The sequence below is a fragment of the Hydrogenophaga sp. genome, from assembly GCF_041633695.1.
In the GTDB taxonomy this organism is placed as follows: domain Bacteria; phylum Pseudomonadota; class Gammaproteobacteria; order Burkholderiales; family Burkholderiaceae_C; genus Hydrogenophaga.
Genome location: NZ_JBFJMY010000493.1, coordinates 1 through 2,880, shown reverse-complemented (window position 1 = coordinate 2,880; position 2,880 = coordinate 1). Strand labels below are relative to the sequence as shown.

At 66.9% G+C, this 2,880-nt stretch carries 1 pseudogene; it reads right to left on the bottom strand.

Annotated features, from left to right (window positions below):
- Positions 1-329 precede the first annotated feature (329 nt).
- Positions 330-2,880 (bottom strand): annotated as a pseudogene (locus ABYB95_RS20650) (excinuclease ABC subunit A); the annotation flags it as partial.

Below are 2,880 nucleotides of genomic sequence, written 5' to 3'. Positions count from 1 at the left end.
GTGCCGAGTGCCGGCTTGAGCGGCGCTTCGGGGTGGATGTGGATGATCTGGGTGTGGGGTTTCATGGACCTGCCACCGCTTGGGTAAGCCCTTCGACAAGCTCAGGGCGAACGGAGGGGTGGCGTGCCAACGCGGGCTTGGCCGGTGCCTCCGGGTAGGTCTGGGCGATTGGGGTGTGGAGCTTCATACGCCGGCCACCGCTTGGGTGGGCCCTTCGACAGGCTCAGGGCGAACGGCGGTTTGGCGTGCCGGCGCGGGCTTGGCCTGTGCCTCCGGGTGAACAGGGATTTTGAGCGCCACGGCATCCAGCCCGCATCGGTACAAGCGGGTCATTGCCTGGCCAGCACCGGCCCGAGCACTTTGCCGGTGTGGGTGCCCAGGCGCACCACTTCGTCGGGTGCTGCAGCGGCCACGATCTGGCCGCCACCGCCGCCGCCTTCGGGGCCGAGGTCGATGATCCAGTCGGCTTCGGCCATCACGTCGAGATCGTGCTCGATCACCACCACACTGTGGCCGCCATCCACCAGGCGGTGCAGCACGCGGATGAGTTTTTCCACGTCGGCCATGTGCAGGCCCACGGTGGGTTCGTCGAGCACGTAGAAGGTGTGGGGTGCTTTCTGGCCGCGCCGCGCCACGTCGTCGCGCACCTTGCTGAGTTCGGTGACAAGCTTGATGCGCTGCGCCTCGCCGCCGCTGAGCGTGGGGCTGGGCTGGCCCAGGGTGAGGTAGCCCAGGCCCACGTCTTTCAGCAGTTGCAGCGGGTGGGCGATGTTGGGCATGCTGGCGAAGAAACCCACGGCTTCGTCCACTTCCATCTTCAATACATCGCCGATGTTCTTGCCCTTCCAGGTGACGGCCAGTGTTTCGGGGTTGAAGCGGGCGCCGTGGCAGACCTCGCAGGGCACTTTCACATCGGGCAGAAAGCTCATTTCGATGGTGCGCATGCCCTGGCCTTCGCAGCCAGGGCAACGGCCTTCGCCGGTGTTGAAACTGAAGCGGCCTGGGCCGTAGCCGCGCGCCTTGGCTTCCAGCGTGTCGGCAAAAAGCTTGCGCACGGTGTCCCAGAAACCAATGTAGGTGGCGGGGCAGCTGCGTGGGGTTTTGCCGATGGGGGTCTGGTCAACCTCCAGCACACGGTCCACGGCTTCGGAACCCAACACTTTGTCGCAACCGATCCAGCTTGGGCGCTCGCCCGCGTCCCACAGCTGGCGCCCGGCAAAGGTGCTGCGGCGGCTCACGGCTTCGGCCACGTTGGTGAACAAGACGTCGCGCGCGAAGGTGGATTTGCCCGAACCGCTCACGCCGGTGACCACCACCAGGCGCTGCAGGGGCACGCGGGCGGTGAAGTTTTGCAGGTTGTGCAGCTGGGCGCCCCGGACTTCGATCCAGTGGTTGCCGAGCTGCACGGGCGCTGCCGCCGCCGCAAGCATCTCTGCGATGGCCTTCTGCTTGGCCTTCGCGCTGCGTTTGGGTGCTGCTGCAGCGGGGTCTGCCGCCACTTCAGCGGCTGTCTCCGGAGCCGAAGCGGGCAACACCGCACGCCGCGCTTGCAGCGGGTGTTTCATGGCGTGCAGCAGGTAGCGGCCGGTGACCGACTCGGGGTTGGCCGAAAGATCGGCCACGCTGCCTTGCGCCACCACGCGCCCACCGCGCTGGCCGGCGCTGGGGCCGATGTCGATGATGTGGTCGGCGCGGCGTATGGTGTCTTCGTCGTGCTCCACCACCACCAGGGTATTGCCCTTGGCGCCGAGCTTGTGCAGGGCGTTGAGCAAGATCTGGTTGTCGCGCGCGTGCAGACCAATGGTGGGTTCATCGAGCACGTAACACACGCCTTGCAGGTTGCTGCCCAATTGCGCCGCCAGCCGGATGCGTTGGGCCTCGCCGCCGCTGAGCGTGGGCGCGCCCCGGTCCAGCGTGAGGTAGTTCAGGCCCACCTCTTCCAGGAACGACAAACGGCTTTCGATTTCGGGCAGCAGGTCGCGGGCGATGTCGGCTTCGCGCTGGGTCAGCGTCTGGCTGCTCAACAAGTTCAACACCCACTGCCGCACCTCGCGCACCGACAAGCGCGCGATATCGGTGATGCCCACCTGGGCAAACTTCACCGCCCGCGCCTGTGCGTTGAGGCGCGTGCCTTCGCAGCTCGGGCAGGCCTGGTCCACGATGTCTTCCACTTCGGGCTCGGCAAAGCTTTGCTCGCGGCCGCGTTCCTTGTCGTCGCGCACCGAGTCGTCGAGCAGCTTGCGCTGTTCGCGCGAGAGCTGGGTACCGGTGCCCACGCAATCGGGGCACCAGCCGTGTTTGCTGTTGTAAGAGAACAGGCGCGGGTCGAGCTCGGGGTAGCTGGTGCTGCACACCGGGCAGGCGCGGATGGTGGAAAACACCTCGGCCCGGCCCAGCCCCACGGTGGACGCCCCCGATGCCAGCGCCTCGCCCAGGCCGTCGAGCGGGTGCAGCACCTGCACCACGCCCTTGCCGTGTTCCAAGGCCCGCGCCAGTTGCTCCCGCAGCCAGGTTTCGCGATCGGCACTGACCACACCATCGGCCACCGGCAGCTCGATGCTGTGCTCTTTGAACCGGTCGATGCGCGGAAATCCGGTGGTGGGCAAAAACTCGCCGTCCACCCGCAAATGCGTGTGGCCGCGCGGGCGCGCCCAATCGGCCAGCTCGGTGTAGACGCCTTTGCGGTTGACCACCAGGGGTGCGAGCAGGCCGATGTGCTGACCCTTGTAGCGCTTGAGAATGGCGGCGGCGATGCTGTCGGCGCTTTGCGGCATCACCGCCGCACCGTCGTGCACGCAGTGTTGCGTGCCCAGCTTCACGTACAGCAGGCGCAGAAAGTGCCAGACCTCGGTGGTGGTGCCCACCGTGCTCTTGCGCCCG